Genomic DNA, 22,477 nt, shown 5'->3' with positions numbered 1-22,477 from the left:
CCCGTTTACGAAATATAAGAAGCAACAGTTGTGCCAAATTTTCCGGGCGGGCCGCCACGCGGGGCGGCCCCGGTCCGGTGCGTGGGCGGCGCCCCATAAAGGTCGATTATTGCACCGCCTTGGTGCTCCTCTGGCCCCCATGGCAGGCCCATGGGGCGCCGATGGGGCCGATCGCGGACTGTACGCGCGCTCAGGGCGCCTTCGGCACCCAGCCGTCCGGCGTCAGGATGGCGTCCAGGCGGACGTCGTGCGGTTCGGGAACATGGGTGTCTTCCAGGCGGCCCGTGGTCCAGGCGACGCCGATGGTGGTGCAGGCATGTCCGGCCGCCTTCAGGGCCGCCAGCGTGCGGTCGTAATAGCCGCCGCCATAGCCCACCCGGTCGGCCTGTCCGGTATAGCCCAGCGTGGGCACCAGGACCAGCTCCGGGATCACGGCGGCGCCGGCCGCGGGTTCGGCGATGCCGTAGGCGCCTTCGCGCATGGGCGCATCGGGCGTCCACGGCAGGAATTCCAGCGGCTGGTCCGGACCGCGCACCACCGGCAGGGCGACCGTGATGCCGGCTTCCACCCACTGGCTGAGCAGGGGCCGCAGGTCGGGCTCGTCCGCCAGCGGCCAGTACGCCGCGATGACCGATAGTTCGGGCCGACCCGCCTTGCGTGCCGCGTCGCGCGCCAGCCCCACCCAGGTGTAGAGCCGGCCCCGCATGAGCAGCCCGCCGCGTTGGCGCTGCGCATCGTTCAACGATGCGCGGGCGTCGCGCAATCGCTTGCGCAGCGCGACTGCGTTATCCTTTGTCATATTTTTCGTAGTCATTCGGTACAGGCGTAAGGAGAGCTGATGCGTAGGCGGGAAGGGGGACGTTATCAGAAATCGCCGGGGGTGGATGCCGCGCGCCTGCTGGGCCGCGCCTTGCCGCTGCTGGGATTGCTGACGTCCGCGTGCGCGCCCGTGGACGCGCAGCAGCACGCCCCGCAGGCGCAGCTCGCGCCCGGCCTGGCCGACGGCGTCCCGGGCAGCGGATCGCCCGCCGCGCTGGCCACCGCGCCGGTCACCAGCCTGGCGAACGATCCGACCGCCAGCGCGCAACCGGAACAGGTCTCGCTGCTGACCACCGACCCGCTGACGCCGGCGCGGCAGGCGGTGATCACCGCGCGCGATGCCATGACGCGCAAGCAATGGTCGGCGCTGGCCGTGGTGGTGCCGCAGGCGCGCGAGGACGTGCTGGGCATGTATCCCGAGTATTGGCTGCTGCGCTATCAGGTGTGGAATATGCCGCGCGCGCAGTGGCCGGTGGACCAGCTGCGCCGCTTCATCGAACGCAACCCGGACGCCTACCTGGCGGACAAGCTGCGGGCGGACTGGCTGCTGGCGGCCGCGCGCTCGGGCGATTACGACACCGTCAACAAGCTGGCGCCCGTCAAGAACGGCAATGCGCAGACCGAGTGCGCCGCAATGGAAGCGCGCTACATGACGGGCCGCAAGGTCAGCGCGGCCGATGCGCTGCGGGCCTTCGCGCCGGGCGCCTGGTGCTGGTCGCTCTACGACGACCTGGTCGCCAACCGCGTCCTGGGCTGGAACGACCTGCAGCCCCGGTTCCGCGACGCCATCGAAGACAACAAGCTGACCGACGCGCGCAAGTACGTGGGCTATCTGTTCGAACCGCCGGACCAGAAAACCTACGACGCGATGATGAAGGATCCCATGAAATGGCTGGTGCGCCAGCCGCGGACCCTGCGCACGCCGGCGGAAACCGAGCTGGTCACCATCGCGCTGGCCCGCCTGGCGCGCGGCAACCTGGATGTCGCGGATTCCTATGTGCGGCGCGAATGGGCCAAGAGCCTGCCGCGCCAGGACCTGGCCTGGGTGCGCGCGCAGCTGGCGCTGGTCGCGGTGCTGAACCAGGACCCGCGCGCTCACGACTGGTATGTCGAGGCGGGCCACATCCGCCTGACGCAATACAACGAGGAATGGAAGGTGCGCGCCGCGCTCAGGCAGCAGCGCATCGACTGGAAGTGGGTCGTCGCGTCGATCGAGGCCATGTCGCCGGAAGCGCGCGACGAACCGGCCTGGATCTACTGGCATGCGCGCGGCCTGGCCGCGCTGGGCCGCCGCGAACAGGCGCAGCGCGAGTACGACCAGATCGCCGGCAAGTTCAATTTCTATGGCCAGCTGGCGGCGGAAGAACTGGGCCGCGCCATCACCGTACCGCCGCGCGCGCCGCAGCCCAGCACGCAGGAAATGGCGCAGGCGCGCGCCAACCAGGGCCTGCAGCGCGCCATCGCGCTGTTCCGCCTGGGCTGGCGCGGCGACGCCGTGCCCGAGTGGAATTTCGCGTTGCGCGGCATGGACGACCGCCAGCTGCTGGCGGCCGCCGAACTGGCGCGCCGCGAGAATATCTACGATCGCGTGGTGAATACGTCGGAGCGCACCGAAAAGGAATTCGACTTCACGCAGCGCTACATCGCACCCTTCGAAGGACGCGTGGCGGCCAAGGCCAGCCAGGTGGCGCTGGATCCGGCCTGGGTGTATGGCCTGATCCGCCAGGAGTCGCGCTTCATCATGGACGCGCGGTCCTCCGTCGGTGCGTCGGGCCTGATGCAGCTGATGCCGGGCACCGCGAAATGGGTCGCCGGCAAGATCGGCCTGAGCAATTTCACGCCGGGGCAGGTCAACGACTTCGACACCAATACGCTGCTGGGCACGTCCTACCTGAGCATGGTGCTGCAGGACGTGGATGGCTCGCAGGTGCTGGCCAGCGCAGGCTACAACGCCGGGCCGCGCCGGCCGATCCGCTGGCGCGCGTCGCTGACGCATCCGGTGGAAGGCGCGATCTTCGCCGAAACCATACCCTTCACCGAAACGCGCACCTATGTGAAGAACGTCATGGCCAACGCCACGTACTACGCGGCGCTGTTCACCGGCCAGCCGCAGTCGCTCAAACAGCGCCTGGGCCAGATCGGGCCGCAGCCGGCGGAACGGACGGACCTGCCGTGATGGCGGCCGGGCATGGCGTCCGGGTGACACGATGACCGACCCCGTGCTGGGCGGCTTGCGGGCCTACATCGTCGGCGGCGCCGTGCGCGACGAACTGCTGGGCCTGCCGGCGGGCGACCGCGATTGGGTGGTGGTGGGCGCCACGCCGGAAGCGATGATGCGGCGCGGCTTCACGCCGGTGGGCGGGGATTTTCCGGTTTTCCTGCATCCCGTCACGCACGAGGAATATGCCTTGGCGCGCACCGAGCGCAAGTCCGGGCGCGGGTACAAGGGATTCACCTTCTACACCGGCAGCGACGTCACGCTGGAAGACGACCTGGCGCGGCGCGACCTGACGGTCAATGCGATTGCCCGCGATGCCGACGGCCAACTGATCGACCCCCTGGGGGGCGTGCGCGACGTACATGCGCGCGTACTGCGCCACATCGGCGACGCCTTCGCCGAGGATCCCGTGCGCATACTGCGGCTGGCGCGCTTCGCGGCGCGTTTCGGCGATTTCAGCGTGGCGCCGGAGACCCTGGCGCTGTGCCGCGCCATGGTCGACGCGGGCGAGGCCGACGCCCTGGTGCCGGAACGCGTATGGAAGGAGTTGTCGCGCGGGCTGATGGCCGGACATCCCGCCAGGATGATGGACGTACTGGAGCAGGCGGGCGCCTTGCCTCGCGTCCTGCCGGGCTTGCACCTGGACGACCGGGTCAAGGCCGACCTGGACGAAGCCGCCCGGCGCGGGCTGCCGCTGGCCGCGCGTTACGCGCTGCTGTGCCTGGACTCGCCGCAACGCGCCGATCTGTCGGCGCGGCTACGCGTTCCCACTGACTGCGCGGATCATGCGCGGCTGCTGCCGCTGGTGCTGGATGGATTGGCCGCGCCGGCCGCCGCCAATGGTGCCGACGGTGCCGATGCCAGCGCCGATGCCGAGGCGATGCTGGCGCTGATGGAGCGTTGCGACGCCTTGCGCAAGCCCGGACGCTTCCTGGACCTGCTGCGCGCGGCGGACGTGCGCGTGGCGGTGGACCAGGCGGCATGGCGTGCCGCGCTCGAGGCGATCCAGGGCATCGACGCGGGCGCGATCGCCCGGCAACACACGGGCGATCCCACGCGCATCAAGCAGGCGCTGCGCGACGCGCGGCTGCGCGCGCTGCGCAAGTCCTGAGGATTACCCGTGGCCCGGCTTCGGGCGGTCGCGCCGCGACGTCCACAAAGGCCGCGCCGCGATGGCCGCGTGCGCCTTACAGCATGGCGCGCCGGTCGCCACGGCGGAAGCCGATCAGCGGCGGATCGACGTCGCGGCCCACCGCCAGCACCTTGAACAGTTCACCCATCTCGGCTTCCGAGACCAGCTTCTGCACCGGCGCGACCGTGCGCGCGTAGTTCGCGGCGTCATTGCTGTCCAGCGTCGCCAGCCGTTCCATCAGGCCCGCGTTCACCAGGAAGCGCGCCTGCGACAGATAGCCCAGCACATCGAGCCCACCCGATAAGGCGGCATCCGCCATGGCGGTGAAGTCCACGTGCGCGGTGATGTCCTGCAATCCAGGCGCCAGGAAGGGATCGGCATGCGAGTGATGCCGCAGGTGGCACATCAGCGTGCCGGCGGCGCGCTGCGGGTGGTAGTACTCGTGGCGCGGAAAGCCGTAATCGATCAACAGCGCCACGCCGCGCCGCAGCCATTGCCCCATGCCGCGCACCCAGGCCTCGCCCTGCAGGTTGGCCTCAGACACATAGCCTTCCAGCGGCGGCATGCGCTGCGCCATGACTTCCGCGAGCCGTGGCGGCGCGGGCCGGTCCGCCCAGGCGAAGCCATCTTCCGGAGTCACCACGACCCCCCGTTCCAGCAGGGCGCCCGTTTCATCCCAGCGGAAGACCTGCACCGGCATGGCGTCGAGGACCTCATTCGCCAATACGCAGCCTTCGAAGGCATCGGGCAGGCGGTCCAGCCAACTGACGCGATCGCCGTGCGCGGCCAGCCGGGCCTGCTGGCGCGCGCGCAGGTCCGCGGATACCTCGACGATCTGGTAGCGCGCATCCAGGCCTTCCGCGTCCAGGGCCGCCAGCACCTGCTCGGCCAGCGCGCCGGTGCCCGCGCCGAACTCCAGGATGGTGTTCGTGCCGGTCTGGCGCAATACCTGCGCCGCCTGCATCGCCAGGGTCTGGCCGAAAAGCGGCGTCAGCTCAGGCGCGGTGACGAAATCGCCCGCCGGCGGCGCGCCGGATCCGGATCCGGTCCCGGCTTCGGCCAGCTTGACGCTGCCCGCCGCGTAATAGCCCAGCCCGGGCGCGTACAGCGCTTCCGCCATCCAGTGCTCGAAGGACAGCCAGCCGCCCGCCTGCGCGATCGCGGCGCGCAGATGCGCGGCCATGCGGGCGGTATGGGCTTGCGATGCGTCATCCAAGGGGGGCGGGAAAGTCTGGGGCATGAACCACGGCTGCGGAAGGTGAGCGATACCCGCATTGTTTCAGGAAATCCCGTCCGCCGCGCCACGCGGCTCATCCTGGCGGACCGGAAATGAAAAACGGCGCGGTGGGCGCCGCGCCGTTTTTCTCTTCAGATGCGGGTGATGTTGTCACCCGCCCTGCCGATGACGATCAGTCCCGGCGGCCGGCGTAGGCCGGCTTGAAGGGCTTGCCTGAACGGCTGGCGCCCTTGTCGAAGGCCGGCCTGCCGGTGGGGCGGGCATAGCCTTCCGTGGTGCGGCCCGCATGATTGCCTTCGCGGGCGGCCTTGTCGGCGCGCATGCCGGCTTCCGACCGCGGGGCGGAGCGGAAAGCGCCTTCGGGACGCTGGGGACGGTCGCCTTGGCGGAAGCCGCGCTCGGCGCGGAAACCGCCTTCGTCACCGCTGCGTTCGGTCTTGCGGGCAGCGCCTTCGCCGCGGTAACCCTGGTCATTGCGCTGGAAGCCGCGGTCGGCGGGACGCCGATCGCCTTCGGCACGGAAAGGACGGGCTTCGCCTTCCGCACGGAAGGGGCGCGCTTCGCCTTCGGGGCGGACGGGACGGGGCCCGTCGCGCCAGGCGCGCTGCGGACGATCGCCGGACAGCTCACGTTGCGGGCCCGCGCCTTCGCGGAACTCGCGGCGGGGACCATCGAAGGGCCGGGCGCCAAAACCGCCGCGGCTGTCGCGATTGAACGGACGCTTGCCGAAGCCCGGTTTGCCGGTACCGGAACGCTCGTACGCAGGACGCGCCGTGCGCTTGGGTTCCAGGCCGGCGATGATCTGCGGCGTCAGCGTCTGGCCGATGAAGTGCTCGATGCGGCGCACCTTGTGGCGTTCCGCATGCGTGGCCAGCGTAAAGGCCAGGCCGTCGCGGCCCGCGCGGCCGGTGCGGCCGATGCGGTGCACATAGTCTTCCGCCTGCATGGGCAGGTCGAAGTTCACGGCGTGGCTGATGCCCTGCACGTCGATGCCGCGCGCGGCCACGTCGGTGGCGACCAGCACCTTCAATTGGCGCTTCTGCAGCATGCTCAGGGTGCGGGTGCGCTGGCGCTGGTTCATGTCGCCATGCAGCGCCGCCGCCGCGAAACCCTGGTCGGACAGGCGGTCGGCCAGATCGTCCGCGCCGCGCTTGGTGGCGGTGAAAACGATGGCCTGGTCCAGCGCCGTGTCGCGCAGGACGTGGTCCAGCAGCTGCATCTTGTGCGCGGCGTCGTCCGCGTACAGCAGGCTCTGGGTGATGTTGGAATGCTTTTCCTTGGCGCCGGCGATCTCGATGCGCTGCGGTTCGCGCATCATCTTGGCCGCCAGCTTGGCGACCGTGCCGTCCAGCGTGGCCGAGAACAGCAGCGTCTGGCGATCGGCCGGCAGGCGGCCGACGATGGTCTCGATGTCCTCGATGAAGCCCATGTCCAGCATGCGGTCGGCTTCGTCCAGCACCAGGGTGTGCACGGTGTTCAGCTTGACGCGGCCGGCCTGCAGGTGGTCCAGCAGGCGGCCCGGGGTGGCGACCAGCACGTCGACGCGGCGCGACAGCGCCTTCAACTGCGCGCCGTAGGGCATGCCGCCCACCACGGTCGCGGTGCGCAGGTCGCGCAGGTTCTTGCCGTACTGGCGCGTGGCGTCATTGACCTGCAGCGCCAGTTCGCGCGTGGGGGTCAGCACCAGCACCTGCACGCCGGTGCCCTTGTTGGCGGGCATCTTGGCGATGCGGTTCAGGGCCGGCAGCATGAAGGCCGCGGTCTTGCCGCTGCCGGTCTGCGACGACACCATCAGGTCCTGGCCGGCGATGGCCTGAGGAATGGCGGCGGCCTGGACGGAAGTGGGGGTATCGAAGCCCGCTTCTTGAACGGCGGACAACAGGGTGGGCTCGAGTCCCAGGGATTCGAAAGACATGACTTATCCTTGCCGCTTTTGGCGGCACGTATCAGGCCGGGCCGGGGTGTGTGTGCCGGATCCAGCGCAGGTTGATGGAGCATCGACGCCGACCGGATCAACCATGCGCATGTCGCGTCCAGATGGGGACGCTGGCGTAAGGAAAGGGGTCAGGAAGCGATGAAGAGCGGCATGGGCCAGGTCCGGGCGGTTACCCTGTTACCTGGCGAAGCTGCATACACCGTGACTTGTTTCGAGGCCGTCGGCGTGCCGGCGGCGGACTAGCAATGCGGAAAAATGCCGTTCTTTTGTGCAGCGCGAAAATCATAACCTGAATGCCTGCTGTGACGCCAGTGTTTTCTCGGGCAAACCCCAATCGACAATTTCCTGCTCATGCGTCAGAAGCCACTCGTTGGCGCGGCGGAAATGGCCGCAACCCAGGAAAGGCACGGGCGGCCGAGACGCCGAAAGCGGTGACGGATGGTTCGCCATCAGTACCAGGGTGTTGTGGTTCGCCGGCAACAGTGCCTGCTTGGACTGCGCGTGCGCGCCCCACAGCATGAACACCTTGGGCTGCGGCTGCCGGGCCACCAGTTCGATCAGGGCATCGGTGATCGCTTCCCAACCGCGTTTGGCGTGCGAGGCCGGCTGGCCGTCTTCCACCGTCAGCGACGTGTTCAGCAGCAGTACGCCCTGTTCGACCCAGGGCGTCAGGTCATTGCCCGCCGGTATGCCCTTGTCGGGATACTCGGCGGCGATTTCCTTGAAGATATTGCGCAGGCTGGGCGGCCGCTTGCAGGCGTCCGGCACGGAAAACGCGAGCCCCTGCGCCTGTCCGGGCCCGTGGTAGGGGTCCTGGCCCAGGATCACGACCTTGACGTCGCGCGGGCGCAGCAGCTCCAGGACGCGGAAGGGCGCGTGCGGATAAACCGTGACGCCCGCGTCCACGCGGCTGTCGACGTGTCCGCAGAGCTCCGGCAGGACGCGCGCCGCGGCGGGCGTCGCCAAAGCGGGGGCCCAATCCGGCGGCAGTTGGGCAAGCAATCGCGAAAGAGGTGTGCGCAGGCGGTTTTCCATTCAGTAGCACACCACTTCCACGGCACCGCCCGGACGGCGGCGGTCGGCCAGGTATTGCATCATGTCGCATTGGCTGATGTTGTCCGCCAGCTTGCGCACCGCTAGCAGATTGGTATCGGTGTAGCTGCAGCCTATCCAGTAGCCCTGTTCGTCCGGATGGAAATGCCAGGTGGATGCGTAGCCGCGCGTCGATCGTTTTTCGGTATCGGGCGCCAGCGCCACCATATTGCGCGGATCGCCGGCGAAAAAGGTGATGCCCTGCAGGCGGTGGTCCGTGTCGCGGCGCGGATCGGGCATGACCGACCAGCCCCCCGGCGTGTTGACCGGCGTCTGCGTCAGCTCCAGGGTGCCGGGGCAGGGCGTGTTGATGGGCCGCGCGGCCAGGCACGCCGGCGCGGCGGCCATCAGTCCCAGCGCGGCCAGCAGCGTAGGAAGAGAGAAGGCGGAAAGGCGAGTGTTCATGGCATTTGCGCGGTCATGAAAATCCAGGGCGCCGGGTACGCCGGCGTCGGGTCAGTGGCGCGGCAGTGCATTCAGGGTTTCCAGCAGGCGGTCCTGGTAGCGGCGCATCACGGACCGGATGGCCTGCATGCGCGGCGTCCATTCGGGCGGTTCCTGGCCCGGCGCGATACGCGGCGCCGCCCACACGGCGTCGGGAAAATGCCGGTCGCCGCGCCAGCGCGGGATCACGTGCCAGTGCAGATGCGGCACCATATTGCCCAGCGACGCCACGTTGATCTTGTCCGGGCGCAGGATTTCGCGCTGCGTTTCCTCTATGCGCCAGACCGCTTCCATCATCAGTTCGCGGCCATGGCGCGACAGGCTGGTCATCTCCGGAATGTGCGAATTCCAGATGACCCGGGTATAGCCGGGATAATCGGCGTCGTCGACCTCCACCACGCGCATGTGGGTGCCTTGCCACAGCAGCGTGCCGCCGTGCTGCTGGCATAGCGGACAGTCGGGAAGCAGAGTCGTCATCTCGTTCGGGCCTGGGCGCGTATGTGCTTGGAAGGATCATGATAGTAGGACGTTTTGACGGCTCTTGTGTAGGGGCCGCGGGCCGGTGCTATGCTTTCCCGGCTTTCCTGGAGACTCGCATGACCCTAGACGCTAGCGCCGGCGTGCAGCCGCGCCTGCAGCCGCGCCTGACTTCGCTTTCGCATGGCGGCGGCTGCGGCTGCAAGATCGCCCCGGGTGTGCTGGCGGACCTGCTGGCGCGCTTCGCCCCCACCCAGGCTTTCCCCGGCCTGATGGTCGGCACGGAAACCGCGGACGACGCGGCGGTGTATCGCCTGAACGACGAGCAGGCGCTGATCGCCACCACCGACTTCTTCATGCCCATCGTCGACGACCCCTACGATTTCGGGCGCATCGCGGCGACCAACGCCCTGTCGGATGTCTACGCCATGGGCGGCACGCCCATCATGGCGCTGGCCATCGTCGGCATGCCGATCAATGTGCTGCCGCGCGAAGTCATCGCTGAAATCCTGCGCGGCGGACAGGACGTCTGCGCCCAGGCCGGCATCCCCGTGGCAGGCGGCCACACCATCGATTCCGTCGAACCCATCTATGGCCTGGCCGCCATGGGCCTGGTCCATCCGGACCGTGTCCGGCGCAACGCCGACGCCCGCGAAGGCGACGTGCTGATACTGAGCAAGCCGCTGGGCGTGGGCATATTGTCGGCCGCGCTCAAGAAGAACCAGCTGGACGCGGCGGGCTATCAGGCCATGATCGCCAGCACGACGCGCCTGAATACGCCGGGGCCGGCGCTGGCCGCGCTGCCCGGCGTGCACGCCCTGACGGACGTCACCGGTTTCGGCCTGCTGGGCCATGCGCTGGAGATGAGCCGCGGCTCGGGCCTGCGCGCGCGCCTCGATCTGGCCGCCTTGCCCTGGCTGCCCGGAGTGCGGGACATGGCGCAGGCGGGCATGATCACCGGCGCGTCCGGGCGCAACTGGGCGTCGTATGGCGCCGCGATCGCGCTGGCGCCGGGGGTGGACGAGGTCGCGCGCGCCTTGCTGACCGATCCGCAGACGTCCGGCGGGCTGCTGGTGGCCTGCGACGCCGCGACCGCCCCGCGAGTGCTGGACGTGCTGCGGGAACAAGGCTTCGGCCAGGCCGCCGTGGTCGGGCGGATGACCCGCGGGGAACCGGGGGTCGAGGTCGGCTGACGGGTTGCCCGGCCACGCTCGACGACACGCCTGACGACGCGCCCGACGACACGCCCAACAACACGCCCAACAATATAGAGAGAGGCGACATGACGCGGATGGAGACCCCGCCGGCGGCATCAGGTGCCGCGGCCGCGCAAGGGCAGCTGCAGTTCTGGTTCGATTTCGCCAGCCCCTATAGCTTTCTGGCGATCGAGCGCATCGAGCCGATCGCCGCGGCGCAGGGCGTCACGGTGAACTACCAGCCCTTCCTGCTGGGGCCGATATTCAAGGCGCGCGGCTGGGACGACAGCCCGTTCCGCCTATTCCCCGACAAGGGCGAATACATGATGCGGGAAGTCCAGCGGCTGGCGGCCAGGTATGGCGTCACCTATCGGCGCCCGACCGAGTTCCCGCGGGTCGGCGTGCTGCCGTCGCGGGTGGCCTATATCGGGCTGCAGGCGGATTGGGGCAAGGCGTTCTGCCTGTCGATGTTCCGGGCCAATTTCGTCGACGACCTGGATATCCAGAAGCGGGACGTCGTCGGCGACCGCCTCGGGGCGCTGGGCGTGGATGCCGAAGCCGTGCTGGCGCGCGCCGGCAGCGACGAAATCAGGCAGGCGTTCCGCGCGCAGGTCGACCGGGCCCAGGCACTGGGGATCTTCGGCGCGCCCATGATGTTCGCCGGGCGGGAAATGTTCTGGGGCAACGACCGGGTCGAGGACGCCGTGCGCTGGGCCCGCGAAGGCGGGCCCGTCTGAGCGGGCGGCCGCCTGGTTCAACCGGCCTCGCCGCCGCCATTCCCCCTCGCCGCCGTTCACCCTCGCGGCTCAGTCCTGTCTTTCATCCCTGCCGCGTGCCGCCCCGGCGCTGCCCGGGCCGGCGTTCCAACATGAGCGTCCGCAGCCGTTCGGCCGCGGGCGGCAGGCTCAGGCCGCGGCGCGTCACCAGGTAGATGCGGCGCACCAGCCCGGGTATCTTCAACGGCCGGCTGACCAGATCCGGCCGCTCGAACTCGTACAGCGTCAGGGCCGGCACCACAGTGATTCCGATGCCCGCCGCGATCATGCCCGTCACCGTCGCCAGCTGTTCGACTTCCATGACCGTCTTCATCGGATAAGGATGAAAAGCCCGTTCCAATTGCAGGCGCACGCTGTGGGAGCGCGCCAGATGGATGAACGGCGCCGCGGAAAGATCGGGCAGGCCGATTTCGCGCCGTCGCGCCAGCGGGTGGTCCGCCCGGCACACCAGGTGGAAACGGTCATTGCATAGCAGGCTGGCATCCAGGTCCTGCGCCGGGATTCCCGACGACGCCAACGCCAGGTCGGCGCGGCCGGCGCGCACGCGTTCCAGGCAGGGCGCCGACAACACGTCGGCCAGCTCGATTTCGATGCCCGGATGGCGCTGCCGGAATTCGGCGAACACGCCGGGCAGCCAGCCCGATGCGATGGAAGGCAGCGCGGCGACCGACACGCGGCCCTTGTCCAGCATGGCATGCCCGCGAAAATCGTCGATCATGCCGTCGAAGCCATCCAGCACCCGGCGCGCCGACGCTTCCAGCAGCCGGCCCTGCGGCGTCAATTCCACGTTGCGGGTGTCGCGGTCGAACAGCCGGTAGCCCAGCGTGTCTTCCATCGTCCGGATCAGCGAGCTGAAGGCCGACTGCGACAGATGGCACTGGCGCGCCGCCCGCGTGAAGCTGCGCTGCTCCACCAGCGCCAGGAAAGCGCGCAGGTCGCGGGTCGAGAGATTTATCTCTTTCATCGCTTAATCGATCCAAATTTTCGGCTTCTCCGATTCTAGTCGCCACGGTACATTTCTGCTGCGCGCCGGCCCGCCCGCGTGCGCCACGAATAAATACGCGCCGGCCGCACGCGCCGGCGCCGAGGAGACAGACAATGACCACGATGACCCGCCGCACCTTGCTGCGCGCCATGGCGGCCGGCCCCGCGCTGGCCCTGGGCGTCCCCCGCCTGGCCCGCGCCGGCGCGGAGTTCACTTACAAGTACGCCCACAACCTGCCCATGACGCACCCGCTGCATCTGCGCGCGCAGGAAGCCGTGGACCGCATCCGCAAGGAATCCAACGGCCGGCTGGAAATCACCATATTTCCCAACAACCAGCTGGGCGGCGACACCGACATGCTGTCGCAGGTGCGCAGCGGCGGCATCGAGCTGTTCACGCCCTCGGCCCTGGTGATTGCCACGGTGGTGCCGGTCGCGGCCATCAACGCGGTGGGCTTCGCGTTTTCCGATTACGGCCAGGTCTGGAAAGCGATGGACGGCGCGCTGGGCGCGCACGTGCGCGAGAAAATAGGCAAGGCCAATCTGTACGCCTTCGAAAAGATTTGGGACAACGGCTTTCGCCAGGTCACCACCAGCAGCAGACCGATCGCCGACGCGCACGACCTGGACGGCACCAAGATACGCGTGCCGGTCAGCCCGCTGTCCATCTCCATGTTCAAGGCCCTGTCGGCCGCGCCCGCCAGCCTGCAGTTCAGCGAGGTCTATTCCGCGCTGCAGACGCGCATCGTCGACGCGCAGGAAAATCCGCTGCCTATCATCCAGGCCGCCAAGCTGTACGAGGTGCAGAAGTATTGCTCGCTGACGAACCATATCTGGGACGGCTACTGGTTCATCGCCAATGCCCGCGCCTATCGTCGCCTGCCGCCCGACCTGCAGAAGCTGTGGGAAACCGCCTTCAACGATGCCGGCATGCTGCAGCGGGAAGACCTGCGCAAGATGAACCAGTCCATCCAGAGCGACCTGGAAGCCAAGGGCTTGAAGTTCAACCAGCCCAAGGCGGACAGCTTCCAGGCGCAATTGCGCAAGGCGGGCTTCTACCAGGAATGGCGCGGCAAGTTCGGCGACGAAGCCTGGGGCTTGCTGGAAGGCGCCGTCGGCAAGCTGGCCTGAAGCCGGGTTTGAAGCGGATTCGCGGCCGCCTTTGGCCCGGCGGCGGAACGATACGACACGCCTGAACCACAGGCGATGCGCGATGGCGCGAACGATGGCAACGGATTGCCGGGCCTGCCCGCCGCGCCGACGCCCTGGAGACATCATGCAGACACACGCCGCTTATTACGCCAAGGGCCCGCGCCCGGCTGCCGGCGCGCGCGGCGCGGCGGCCCGCTGGCTGGACGGGCTGGACCGCGTGCTGGGCCTGGCGGCGGAAATCCCGGCGGCCCTGCTGGTCCTGGCGGAAATCGCCGTCCTGCTGTCCGGCGTGATCGCCCGCTACGTGTTCCACGCCCCGCTGGTGTGGGGCGACGAGCTGGCCTCCATCCTGTTCCTGTGGTTGTCCATGCTGGGCGCGGTCGTGGCCCTGCGGCGCGGCGAGCATATGCGCATGACCGCGCTGGTGGCGCGCGCGACGCCGGCGCTGCGCGCCTGGCTGGACGTCGCCGCGATCGCGGCGTCGCTGTGCTTCATGCTGATGGTGCTGCCGCACGCCTGGGAATATGCCAGCGAGGAATCCGTGGTCACCACCCCGGCGCTGGAAATCTCCAATGCGTGGCGCGCGGCGGCGCTGCCGGTGGGTTTCGTCCTGATGACGCTGTTCGCGCTGCTGCGCCTGGCGCGGGTCGGTTCATGGCGGCAGGTGGGGGGCGCGGTGGCCGCCATCGCGGTCATCGCCGGGCTGTTCCTGCTGGCGCAGCCGCTGCTTGTGACGCTGGGCAAGGCCAACCTGCTGGTGTTTTTCGTCGGCCTGGTGGCGGCCAACGTATTCCTCGGGGTGCCGATCGCGTTTTCCTTCGCGCTGGCCACCTTCGGCTACCTGGCGCTGACCACGCAAACGCCGCTGATGGTCATGGTGGGGCGCATGGACGAAGGCATGTCGCACCTGATCCTGCTGGCCGTGCCGATGTTCATCCTGCTGGGCCTGCTGATCGAAATGACCGGCATGGCGCGCGCCATGATCGGTTTCCTGGCCAGCCTGCTGGGCCACGTGCGCGGCGGCCTGTCCTATGTGCTGATAGGCGCCATGTACCTGGTGTCCGGCATATCGGGCTCCAAGGTGGCCGACATGGCGGCCGTCGCGCCCGCGCTCTTTCCCGAGATGAAGCAGCGCGGCGCGCGGCCGGGCAATCTGGCGGCGCTCCTGTCGTGCACCGGCGCCCAGACGGAAACCATACCGCCGAGCATCGTGCTGATCACCATCGGCTCGGTCACCGGCGTATCGATCGCGGCGCTGTTCACCGGCGGCATGCTGCCGGGCGCCGCGCTCGGGCTCGCGCTGGCGGTGATCGTATGGCGCCGCAGCCGGGGCGAAGACCTGTCAGGCGTGCGCCGCGCGCCGGGACGCGAGATCGCGCGGCTGTTCTGCGTCGCCGTGCCGGCATTGTTGCTGCCTTTCCTGATCCGCGCCGCGGTGGTGGAAGGCGTGGCCACCGCCACGGAAGTCTCCACCATCGGCATCGCCTACTCCGTGCTGGCCGGCCTGTTCCTGTACCGCCGCTTCGATTGGCGCCGCATACCGTCCATGCTGCTGGATACCGCGGCCTTGTCCGGCGCCATCATTTTCATCGTCGGCGCCGCGACCGCGATGGCCTGGGGCCTGACGCAATCGGGCTTCTCCCAGGACCTGGCCGAATTCATGCGTCGCATGCCCGGCGGCACCGCCGGTTTCCTGCTGGTGTCCATCGTCGCCTTCGTGGTGCTGGGCAGCGTGCTGGAGGGCATCCCCGCCATCGTGCTGTTCGGACCGCTGCTGTTCCCCATCGCGCGTGCCGTCGGCGTGAACGAAGTGCACTACGCGATGGTGGTGATTCTTTCCATGGGGCTGGGCCTGTTCGCGCCACCCTTCGGCGTCGGCTACTACGGCGCCTGCGCGATCAGCAAGGTCAGCCCGGACGAGGCCATGCCCTATATGTGGGGCTACCTGGTCGCGCTGGTGGCCGGCGTGTTGCTGGTGGCATTCATTCCGTGGATCTCCACGGGTTTTCTGTGATCGAGGTGTAGCCATGAGTCGGTTGTTCGGCGAAGTGCGCCAGGCAGGTTATGTCGTGCGCGATATCCACAAGGAAATGCGGCATTGGAGCGAGACCCTGGGTATCGGTCCCTGGTTCTATGCCGACCGCGTGCCCGTCAGGAATTTCATGTATCGCGGCCAGCCCTCTCCCATCGAGGTATCGGTGGCGCTGGCGAATTCCGGTCCGCTGCAGATCGAGCTGATCCAGCAGCGCAACGACGCGCCGTCCATGTACAAGGCCTTCCTGGATGCCGGCCACACCGGCCTGCAGCACCTGGCCTATTGGACGGAGAACTTCGACGAGGACGTGCGCCGGCTGGCCGAGCATGGCTTGAAGGTCGGCATGAGCGGCGAAGTCGGGGAACGCGGCCGCTACGTTTACTACGAAACCGAAACCCATCCCGGCACCGTGATCGAGCTGTCCGAGATCGCCGGCCCCAAGGGCCGCCTGTTCCGCCTGATCCGCGAAGCCTCGATCGGCTGGGACGGCAGCGATCCCGTGCGCCCCTTTCCCGATCTCTCCACGCTGTAGACCCGCCATGACGGACACCAATCGGCGCGATTTCCGCGCCCGGTATTTCATCGAGACGCCTTTCCCGCTGGAGCAGGCCGCCGAAGTGCTGGCCGGCGAACAATCCAGCGGCACCTTCGTCAGGGTGGCCGGCGAAACCGACGACCTGCGCCGGCGTTCGCGCGCCATCGTGCAGTCGATCGAGCAGGTCGGCACGATCGCCACGCCCAGCCTGCCCAACGCCTTCCTGCAGCGGCGCGATATCCAGGGACCGTACCGGCAAGCCATCATCACCGTGTCCTTCCCAGTGGACAACGTCGGCGCCAACCTGCCGACCCTGGCGGCCACGGTGGGCGGCAACATCTACGACCTGGGCGAGATGACCGGCGTCAAGCTGCTGTCGCTGGACCTGCCCGCCGAATACGTGAAACTGTTCGACGCGCCACGCCACGGCGTGGCCGGCACGCGGGCGTTGACGGGCCGCGGGGAAGGGCCCATCCTGGGCACCATCATCAAGCCCAACGTCGGCATGACGCCGGAGCAGACCGCGCGTGTGGTCGCCAGCCTGTGCGAAGCCGGCGTCGATTTCATCAAGGATGACGAATGCATGGCCAATCCGCCGCATTCGCCCCTGGCGCGCCGGGTGGAAGCCGTCATGCGGGTGATCAAGGACCATGCCCAACGCACCGGCCGCAAGGTCATGTATGCGTTCAATATCTCGGATGACCTGGACGCCATGCGCGGCCATGCCGCCCGCGTGGAAGCCGCCGGCGGCACCTGTGTCATGGCCAGCCTGAACTGGTGCGGCTTCAGCGCCATCCAGGCCTTGCGCCGCACCAGCCCGCTGGCGATACACGGCCACCGCAACGGCATGGCCATGATGTCGCGCCATCCGGCGCTGGGCATCGCTTTCCCGGCCTACCAGGCCTTGTGGCGCCTGGCCGGCGTCGACCAGCTGCACGTGAACGGACTGGGCGGCAAGTTCTACGAAAGCGACGCCAGCGTCATCGAATCGGCGCGCGCCTGCCTGACGCCCATGGCGGGCGACGACGCGGTCATGCCGGTGTTTTCGTCGGGGCAATGGGCCGGCACGGTGCCGGCCACCTTCCAGGGGCTGGAAAGCGAGAACCTGATCTTCCTGTCGGGCGGCGGCATCCTCGGGCATCCGGACGGCGCGGCCGCCGGCGTGCAGAGCATCCGCGACGCCTGGGACGCGGCACGCGCCGGCGTGCCCCTGGCCGACTTCGCGCGCGACCGGCCGGCGCTGGCGCACGCGCTGGATTTCTATGGCTGAACCACGCGGCGGGCGGCCGCGCCTGGCGTACTACGGCGACGACTTCACCGGATCCACCGATACGCTGGCCACGGTGGTGTCCGCCGGCCTGCGCGCCGCCTTGTTCCTGGATGTGCCCACGGCCGACGAACTGGCGCGCTTCGGTCCGCTGGACTGCGTGGGCGTGGCCGGGACCGCGCGGGCGATGTCGCCGGCGGAAATGGACGCCACCCTGCCGCGGATATTCCGTGGGCTGGCGGCCACCGGCGCGGACGTCCTGCACTACAAATGCTGTTCCACCTTCGACAGCGCGCCGCACGTCGGCAGCATCGGCCACGCGGTGCGGCTGGCCTGGGGCGAACTCGGGTCGCGACCGGCCTATATCGTCGGCGGCCAGCCCAACCTGGGCCGCTACTGCAGCTTCGGCCACTTGTACGCGCGCGCCGGCCAGGATGGCCCGGTGTACCGCCTGGACCGCCACCCCACGATGAGCCGGCATCCCGTCACGCCCATGGACGAGTCGGACCTCAGGATGCATCTCGCGCGCCAGGGACTGGATGGCATCGCATCCTTCGACCTGGCGATGCTGGACGCCACGCCGGACGCCGCCGCCGCGCGGCTGGACGCATTGCTGGCGGATGGCGCGGCCGGGGTATTGTTCGACGCCGCCCGCGCCGCCGACCTGGCGCGCATCGGCGCGCTGCTCCGGCATCGCCTGGCCGTGGAACGCAGACCGTTGCTGACCGTCGGGCCCACGGGCGCGCTGCAGGCCTTGCTGGCGGCCGATACCGACCGTGCCGCGCCGCCTTCCGCCGCCGCGCGGGCGCGCAAGGTCAGCCAGACTTTCATCGTCGCCGGCAGCCGCTCGCCGATCACGGCCGCGCAGATCGCCGCCGCCGAGCAGGCCGGTTTCGATTCCATCGCGCTCGACGCGGCCGCCATGGCGGCCGGCGACGCGGAGTATCGCGCCTCGTTGGACGGCCGCATCGTGCAGGCCTTGCGCGCCGGCCGCAGCGTGGTCGCGCACAGCACGCTGAGCGACGACAGCGGCGCGCGGCGTCCCGGATACACCCGCGCGCTGGCGCTGGCCTGCGGCGGCCTGATGGCCGACGTCCTGGCCGCGCATCCGCTTGCCCGTGCCGGTTTCGCGGGCGGCGATACGTCCAGCCTGGCGGTGCAATCATGGGGCGCGCGGGCGCTGACGTTTTCCTACAGCCCCAGCCCGGGCGTCGCCGTCTGCCGCGTGCATGCGCCGGGCCATCCCGCCGATGGGGTGGAATTGATGCTGAAGGGCGGCCAGATGGGCGCGCCCGCCTTGTTCACCGACCTGCTGGCCGGCGCGAGCGCGCCTACGTCGGCACGGTAATGGTCGTGGGTTCGCCCGCCGCGCAGGCCTGCAGGGCCTGGCGCAGGCGCACGATGCCGGTGCGGATCTGCGCTTCGTTCATGGTGGCGAAGGACAGCCGCATGGCCTGCAGGTCCGCCTGCGCGGGGTCGCCGTAGAAGGCCTTGCCGGGCACATAGACCACTTCATGCTCGATGGCGTATGGCAGCAGCCGGGTGCTGTCGATATCGCCGGTCAGCCGCGCCCAGCAGAACATGCCGCCCTGCGGCTTGCGGAAGTCCACCTGGCTGCCCATCTCCTCGGCCAGGGCGCGGGCCAGCGCATCGGCGCGCGCCGCGTAGGCCGCGCGGATGCGCGGCACATGCTCGTGGTAACGGCCGTCCTCGATGTACTGCGCGACGATCTCCTGGATCCACGCCGACGACGCCATATCGTCGGCGGCCTTGGCGCTGACGCAGCGGCGGCGGATTTCGTCGGGGGCGATCAGCCAGCCCATGCGCAACGCGGGCGCCATGGTCTTGGACATGCTGGCGATATAGGCGACCCACTTGCGTTGTTCGCCTTCGGCCAGCGCCAGCAGCGGCGGAATCGGTTCGCCTTCGAAACGCAGTTCGCCGTAAGGATCGTCTTCCACCAGCAGGAAGCGGTAGCGCGCGGCCAGCTCGACCAGGCGACGGCGGCGCTCCAGGTTCAGCGTGGCGCCGCAGGGATTGGAAAAGGTGGCCACCACGCTGACCAGCTTGGGGCGGACCCGTTCCACCAGCAGGGCCAGCGCGTCGACGTCCACGCCATCGGGACCGGACGGCGCCGTGTGCAGCGTCGCGCCGGTGTAATGCAGCGCCTGCCGCGAATTCGGAAAGCCCGGGCTTTCGATGATGGCCGCGTCGCCGGGTTGCAGCAGCACCCGGCCCAGCAGCGCCAGCGATTGCTGCGATCCGCCGGTGACCGCGAGTTCGGTGTCGGGATCGCAGCGTATGCCGCGTTCGGCGGAAAGCCGGGCCAGCTGCATGCGCAGCCCGGCCTGGCCGTCGATATTGGAGTACTGCAGGCAGGACGCCAGCCGGCCGCCTACCTTGGCTGCCGCCGCGTTCAGGCCGTCGACGTCGAAGAGCTCCGTCGCGGGATAACCGCCGGCCATGCTGATCGTTCCGGGACGATTGGCGTATGGCGCCAGGGAGCGGATGGGGGAGGGCGCCGGAATCTGGAAGGGTGCCGCGAACGAGTAGCCGGACACGGAGTGGGAGGACATGATGGATCCCGAAACAGGAACTGGGTGCCGCGCGGAGCGGGCCGGAACGCGGCGGACATTCTAAACCCGCGGCGATGGCCGCGGGAGGCTTTCCGGTTTTTCCCGGGGCGCCGTTTCGGTTTAGACTCCTGGCTGTCCACCGCCGCATGACCATGTCTTCCACCGATACCTTCGCCGCCCGCCTGGCGGACCTGCAGGCCCGCATCGCCGCCGCCTGCGTTCGTGCCGGCCGCGATCCGGCCGAAGTCGCCTTGCTGCCGGTCAGCAAGACCTTTCCCGCCGAGCAGATACGCGCGGCCATGGCGTTGGGCCTGCGCCGCTTCGGCGAAAGCAAAATGCAGGAAGTCCGCGACAAGGCGGCCGCATTGGCCGACTGCGCGGTCGAGTGGGTGGTGATCGGCCATCTGCAGACCAACAAGGCCAAGGACGCCGCGCGCCTGGCGGCCGAAGTGCAGTCGCTTGACCGCCTCGACCTGGCGCAGGCGCTGGACCGTCGCCTGCGCCAGGAAGGGCGCGTGCTGGATGTGCTGGTGCAGGTCAAGACTTCCGACGAACCCAGCAAGTACGGACTGGACCCCGCCGAACTGCCGGACTTCGTGCGCACCGTGGCGCGCGATCATTCCGCGCTGCGCGTGCGCGGCCTGATGACGCTGGCGGTCAATTCGGAAGACGACGAAGCCGTCCGCGCGTGCTTTCGTCTCCTGCGCACCTGGCGTGACCGGCTGCGCGACGAGGCCATAGCCGGCGTCGACATGCAACGCCTGTCCATGGGCATGAGCGGCGACTTCGAACTGGCCATCCAGGAAGGCTCGACGGAACTTCGCATCGGCAGCGCGCTGTTCGGCGCGCGCGATTATGGCGCGCCGGCCTGACTTGTCGGCATAATGTGCGCCGACCCCGCGCGCATCGACGCGGGCGCCACGGAGACAACCATGTTCGCTTTCGTCAGGCGCGCGGCCATCGGCGCCGCGCTGGCCGCCGCCGCCGTCACGTCCGCCCACGCGCAGAACTGGCCGACGCAGCCCATACGCTGGATCGTGCCTTATCCCGCCGGCGGCGGATCGGACGTGGTGGCGCGCAACGTCGGCGCCGCGCTGGAAAAGTCGTTGGGCCAGACCATCGTCGTCGAAAACCGTCCCGGCGCGGCTACCATCATCGGCGCCACCGCCATCGCGCAAGCCGTGCCCAACGGCGACACGGTGGGCACGGCCGACTCGGGCACGCTGGCCTACAACCCGTCGCTGTACGCCAAGCTTTCCTACGATCCCGACAAGTTCACCTATATCGGCGGCCTGGCCAAGCTGCCGCTGCTGCTGGCCGTCAATACCCATTCGCCCTACAAGACCGTGGCCGACGTGCTGGCGGCCGCCAAGGCCACGCCGGGCAAGCTGACCGTGGCGTCGGCCGGCTCCGGATCGCCGCATCACCTGGCGCTGGAGCTCTTCAAGCAGCGCACGGGTGTCGATATGCTTCACGTTCCATACAAAGGCGCCGCGCCCGCCATCACGGATCTGCTGGGCGGCCAGGTGGACCTGATGTTCATCGACCTGGCGGCCGGGCTGCCCAACGTCAAGGCCGGCAAGCTGCGCGTGCTGGCGGCCGCCACGCCGCAGCGCCTGCCGGTGCTGCCCGACGTTCCCACCATGGCGGAGCAGGGCGTGGCCGACTTCACGGCCTACGCCTGGCAGGGCGTGGTCGGTCCCGCCGGCCTGCCCGATGCCGTGGTGAAAAAGCTCAGCGCCGATCTGCAGAAAACGCTGGCGCAGCCCGACGTCGCGGCCAAGCTGCAGGAGATGGGCGTCATTCCCATGCCCATGCCGCCGGTGGAATTCAAGGCCTACGCCGAGCAGGAACGCGCCATGTGGGCGGGGGTGATCAAGAAGGCCAATATCAGGCTGGAATAGCAGGTCAGTAGTCAGCCTGGAACCGCAGCCTGGAACAGCAGCCTGGAGCAGAGCGGGCCGGTCGGCGGCAGGACCCGATCGCCCCGCTACTAGCGCCTAGCGCCCGGCAGGGGCTGGCGTGCCCTGGCCCTGCATGCCGCCCATGCTCCCCATGTTCCCCATATGGTGCATATGGCCCATGTCGCCGCCCTGCATGTTCGCGCCCGCGCCGGGCGCCTTGTACGTCAGCGGCTTGACCTCGAACTTGACCTGCACGTCGCCGGCGTGGCGGAAGGTCAGGGTGGCTGGGATTTCCATGCCTTCCTTGAACGGCGCCTTCAGCTTTTCGAACATGACGTGGTAGCCGCCGGGCGTGAACTTGACTTCGCCCTTGGCGGGCACCGTCACGCCGCCGTCGACTTCCCGCATCGTGGACACGCCGTTGCTGGTCACAGTCTGGTGCAGGCTGACGCTGCTGGCCGCATCCGACTTGATGCCGATCAGCTGGTCTTCCGTGGCGCCGTCGTTCTCGATTTCCATATAGCCCCCGCCCGCCGTCTGGCCGGGCGCGGTGGCGCGTACCCAGGGATCTTCGATCTCGATGTCGCGGATCTTGTAGTCATGCGCCTGCGCGGTGCCGTAAAGGGCAAGGGCGACGGCGGCGATGGCCAGGCGGGAAAACGGCATAAGTAGTCTCCAAGGATGATGGGGCTAGTTT

Annotated in this window: 20 protein-coding genes; 11 read left to right on the top strand and 9 right to left on the bottom strand. The window is 68.9% G+C overall.

The genetic code is table 11. The features are described 5' to 3' along the window. Positions 1–190 precede the first annotated feature (190 nt). Positions 191–814, bottom strand: a complete 624-nt coding sequence (locus tag CAL26_RS25510) for a 5-formyltetrahydrofolate cyclo-ligase (RefSeq protein WP_094849428.1) — start codon at positions 812–814, stop codon at positions 191–193. Positions 815–835: 21 nt separating this feature from the next. Here CAL26_RS25510 and CAL26_RS25505 point away from each other — a divergent pair, with 21 nt between their 5' ends. Both CAL26_RS25505 and CAL26_RS25500 read left to right on the top strand, forming a co-directional pair. Then, positions 836–2,995 carry a transglycosylase SLT domain-containing protein gene (locus CAL26_RS25505; protein ID WP_444876515.1) on the top strand — a complete coding sequence of 720 codons (2,160 nt, stop codon included), beginning with the start codon at positions 836–838 and terminating at the stop codon, positions 2,993–2,995. Positions 2,996–3,026: 31 nt separating this feature from the next. After that, the gene (locus CAL26_RS25500; protein WP_094849426.1) at positions 3,027–4,148 is read left to right on the top strand and encodes a CCA tRNA nucleotidyltransferase; all 1,122 of its coding nucleotides are present in this window, start codon (positions 3,027–3,029) and stop codon (positions 4,146–4,148) included. A 76-nt stretch (positions 4,149–4,224) separates the two neighbouring features. On the opposite strand, the gene CAL26_RS25495 is transcribed toward CAL26_RS25500, so the two are convergent. The 5 genes from CAL26_RS25495 to CAL26_RS25475 form a co-directional block, all read right to left on the bottom strand. Next, a complete protein-coding gene (locus CAL26_RS25495; RefSeq protein ID WP_094849425.1) occupies positions 4,225–5,409 on the bottom strand; it encodes a class I SAM-dependent methyltransferase in 1,185 nt (394 codons plus the stop codon). A 169-nt stretch (positions 5,410–5,578) separates the two neighbouring features. Continuing rightward, positions 5,579–7,321: a DEAD/DEAH box helicase gene (locus CAL26_RS25490; RefSeq protein ID WP_094849424.1), complete on the bottom strand. Its 1,743-nt coding sequence runs from the start codon at positions 7,319–7,321 to the stop codon at positions 5,579–5,581. A 303-nt stretch (positions 7,322–7,624) separates the two neighbouring features. Beyond that, on the bottom strand, positions 7,625–8,377 hold the full coding sequence (locus tag CAL26_RS25485; protein ID WP_094849423.1) for a uracil-DNA glycosylase: 753 nt from the start codon (positions 8,375–8,377) through the stop codon (positions 7,625–7,627). Further along, the gene (locus CAL26_RS25480) at positions 8,378–8,839 is read right to left on the bottom strand and encodes an STY0301 family protein (RefSeq protein WP_094849422.1); all 462 of its coding nucleotides are present in this window, start codon (positions 8,837–8,839) and stop codon (positions 8,378–8,380) included. Positions 8,840–8,890: 51 nt separating this feature from the next. After that, complete coding sequence (locus tag CAL26_RS25475; RefSeq protein ID WP_094849421.1) at positions 8,891–9,355, bottom strand: HIT family protein; 465 nt, start codon at positions 9,353–9,355, stop codon at positions 8,891–8,893. Positions 9,356–9,474: 119 nt separating this feature from the next. On the opposite strand from CAL26_RS25475, the gene selD reads away from it, so the two are divergent. Together selD and CAL26_RS25465 are read left to right on the top strand one after the other, a co-directional pair. Then, on the top strand, positions 9,475–10,548 hold the full coding sequence (gene selD / locus CAL26_RS25470; protein ID WP_094849420.1) for a selenide, water dikinase SelD: 1,074 nt from the start codon (positions 9,475–9,477) through the stop codon (positions 10,546–10,548). 89 nt (positions 10,549–10,637) lie between these two features. Next, positions 10,638–11,288 carry a 2-hydroxychromene-2-carboxylate isomerase gene (locus CAL26_RS25465; RefSeq protein WP_256988584.1) on the top strand — a complete coding sequence of 217 codons (651 nt, stop codon included), beginning with the start codon at positions 10,638–10,640 and terminating at the stop codon, positions 11,286–11,288. Positions 11,289–11,370: 82 nt separating this feature from the next. Here the strand turns inward: CAL26_RS25465 and CAL26_RS25460 are convergent, their stop codons facing one another. Next, positions 11,371–12,291: a LysR family transcriptional regulator gene (locus tag CAL26_RS25460; protein ID WP_094849419.1), complete on the bottom strand. Its 921-nt coding sequence runs from the start codon at positions 12,289–12,291 to the stop codon at positions 11,371–11,373. Positions 12,292–12,425: 134 nt separating this feature from the next. Here CAL26_RS25460 and CAL26_RS25455 point away from each other — a divergent pair, with 134 nt between their 5' ends. The 5 genes from CAL26_RS25455 (at position 12,426) to CAL26_RS25435 (ending at position 18,648) form a co-directional block, all read left to right on the top strand. Continuing rightward, a complete protein-coding gene (locus tag CAL26_RS25455; protein ID WP_094849418.1) occupies positions 12,426–13,442 on the top strand; it encodes a TRAP transporter substrate-binding protein in 1,017 nt (338 codons plus the stop codon). Positions 13,443–13,587: 145 nt separating this feature from the next. Then, positions 13,588–15,477 carry a TRAP transporter large permease gene (locus tag CAL26_RS25450; RefSeq protein WP_094849417.1) on the top strand — a complete coding sequence of 630 codons (1,890 nt, stop codon included), beginning with the start codon at positions 13,588–13,590 and terminating at the stop codon, positions 15,475–15,477. 13 nt (positions 15,478–15,490) lie between these two features. Next, a complete protein-coding gene (locus CAL26_RS25445; protein ID WP_094849416.1) occupies positions 15,491–16,030 on the top strand; it encodes a VOC family protein in 540 nt (179 codons plus the stop codon). 7 nt (positions 16,031–16,037) lie between these two features. Next, positions 16,038–17,303 carry a ribulose-bisphosphate carboxylase large subunit family protein gene (locus tag CAL26_RS25440; protein ID WP_094849415.1) on the top strand — a complete coding sequence of 422 codons (1,266 nt, stop codon included), beginning with the start codon at positions 16,038–16,040 and terminating at the stop codon, positions 17,301–17,303. After that, positions 17,296–18,648, top strand: coding sequence for a four-carbon acid sugar kinase family protein (locus CAL26_RS25435; RefSeq protein ID WP_094849414.1), 1,353 nt, complete (start codon positions 17,296–17,298; stop codon positions 18,646–18,648). The genes CAL26_RS25440 and CAL26_RS25435 overlap by 8 nt, the downstream gene beginning before the upstream one ends. Here CAL26_RS25435 and CAL26_RS25430 read toward each other — a convergent pair. Continuing rightward, positions 18,632–19,876 carry an aminotransferase-like domain-containing protein gene (locus tag CAL26_RS25430; protein ID WP_094849413.1) on the bottom strand — a complete coding sequence of 415 codons (1,245 nt, stop codon included), beginning with the start codon at positions 19,874–19,876 and terminating at the stop codon, positions 18,632–18,634. The genes CAL26_RS25435 and CAL26_RS25430 overlap by 17 nt on opposite strands. A gap of 152 nt (positions 19,877–20,028) precedes the next feature. Here CAL26_RS25430 and CAL26_RS25425 point away from each other — a divergent pair, with 152 nt between their 5' ends. Continuing rightward, a complete protein-coding gene (locus CAL26_RS25425) occupies positions 20,029–20,748 on the top strand; it encodes a YggS family pyridoxal phosphate-dependent enzyme (RefSeq protein ID WP_094850082.1) in 720 nt (239 codons plus the stop codon). 60 nt (positions 20,749–20,808) lie between these two features. Then, a complete protein-coding gene (locus tag CAL26_RS25420) occupies positions 20,809–21,780 on the top strand; it encodes a Bug family tripartite tricarboxylate transporter substrate binding protein (protein ID WP_094850081.1) in 972 nt (323 codons plus the stop codon). Between the two features lie 96 nt (positions 21,781–21,876). Here CAL26_RS25420 and CAL26_RS25415 read toward each other — a convergent pair whose 3' ends face one another. Continuing rightward, positions 21,877–22,446, bottom strand: coding sequence for a copper chaperone PCu(A)C (locus CAL26_RS25415; protein ID WP_094849412.1), 570 nt, complete (start codon positions 22,444–22,446; stop codon positions 21,877–21,879). Between the last annotated feature and the right edge of the window lie 31 nt (positions 22,447–22,477).

The sequence above is a fragment of the Bordetella genomosp. 9 genome, from assembly GCF_002261425.1.
In the GTDB taxonomy this organism is placed as follows: domain Bacteria; phylum Pseudomonadota; class Gammaproteobacteria; order Burkholderiales; family Burkholderiaceae_B; genus Bordetella_C.
The sequence above is the reverse complement of the archived record's forward strand: the minus strand, read 5'-3'. Positions and strand labels throughout refer to the sequence as shown.